General features: G+C 59.7%; 1 protein-coding gene. It reads right to left on the bottom strand.

Annotated features, from left to right (window positions below; all coding sequences use genetic code 11):
- Positions 1-69: 69 nt before the first annotated feature.
- A partial coding sequence (locus tag GOW48_RS22265) for a Re/Si-specific NAD(P)(+) transhydrogenase subunit alpha (RefSeq protein ID WP_234899585.1) occupies positions 70-1,640 on the bottom strand: 1,571 nt, incomplete at its 5' end.

Here is a 1,640-nt window from a genome sequence, read left to right as displayed (position 1 = left end):
GACAGGATGAACAGAACAGCCGCAACAACATAAGCGGCAGTGGTGAAGCCAATCATCTACCCGGCCTCCTTAAGATTTCTGGAACATGGCGAGCATGCGCCGGGTGACAAGGAAACCGCCGAAGATGTTGATCCCGGCCATAAAGACCGACAGCGCCGCCAGCAGGATCACCAGGAACGAGCCCGACCCGATCTGCATAAGCGCCCCAACAATGATGATCGACGAGATCGCGTTGGTGATCGCCATCAGCGGAGTGTGCAGCGAATGCGCCACGCCCCAGATCACCTGGAAGCCCACGAACACGGCCAGCACGAACACGATGAAGTGCTGCATGAAGCTGGCCGGAGCGACCAGACCCACCAGCAGCATCAGCGCGCCGCCCACACCCAACAGGGTGAACTGCTGCTTGGTCTGCGCCTTGAACGCCGCAATCTCCTGCGCCTTTTTCTCTTCCGGGGTGGGTTCCTTGACCTCGGGCTTCTTCTGCGCCGCGATGGCCTGCACTTTCGGCGGCGGCGGCGGGAAGGTGATCTCACCCTCAAAGGTCACGGTCGAGCCGCGGATCACGTCATCTTCCATGTCGTGGTTGATCTGACCGTCCTTCTCGGGCGTCAGGTCAGTCATCATGTGACGGATGTTGGTCGCGTACAGAGACGACGATTGCGCCGCCATCCGGCTGGGGAAGTCGGTATAGCCGATGATGGTCACGCCATTGTCGGTCACAATCTTCTCATCCGCGACGGTCAGCTTACAGTTGCCGCCTTTTTCCGCCGCTAGGTCCACGATGACCGAGCCCGGCTTCATGCTTTCGACCATATCCTTGGTCCAAAGCTCAGGAGCTTCGCGGTTCGGGATCAGCGCGGTGGTGATCACGATGTCCATCTCGGGGGCAAGTTCACGGAACTTGGCCAGCTGCGCGTTGCGGAATTCTTCGGACTGAACCGATGCATACCCGCCAGTGGCTGCGCCATCCTGCTGCTGCTCTTCAAAGTCCAGATAGACGAATTCCGCACCCATCGACTCGACCTGTTCGGCCACTTCGGGGCGCACGTCGAACGCATAGGTGATCGCGCCCAGCGACGTGGACGTCCCGATCGCGGCCAGACCCGCCACACCGGCCCCCACGATCAGAACTTTCGCAGGGGGTACTTTACCCGCCGCTGTCACCTGACCGGTGAAGAAACGGCCAAAGTTGTTGCCCGCCTCGATTACGGCACGGTAGCCTGCAATGTTCGCCATCGACGACAGCGCGTCCATCTTCTGCGCGCGGGAAATACGCGGCACCATCTCCATCGCGATGACATTCGCGCCTTTGGATTTGGCCAGCTCCATCCCGTCTTCATTGCCCGCAGGGTTGAAGAACGAGATCAGCGTCTTGCCCTTGGTCAGACGCTTCAGCTCGGTCTCAGAGGGCTGACGCACCTTGGCGACAATATCGCAGTCTTTCCACAGCGCAGCAGCGGTCTTGATAACCTCAACCCCTGCAGCTTCATAGGCAGCATCCGAAAAACCTGCCGCAAGACCAGCCCCCTTCTCAATGGCGCAGTCATAGCCAAGTTTCTGCAACTGCAAAGCGGACTCGGGCGTCATCGCGACCCGGTTCTCACCGTCCAGTATTTCCTTTGGTGTGCCTAGCTTCA

This window comes from Ruegeria lacuscaerulensis, from assembly GCF_013033355.1.
GTDB classification, from domain to species: Bacteria; Pseudomonadota; Alphaproteobacteria; order Rhodobacterales; family Rhodobacteraceae; genus Ruegeria; species Ruegeria lacuscaerulensis_A.
This window is presented reverse-complemented; position numbering and strand designations above follow the sequence as displayed.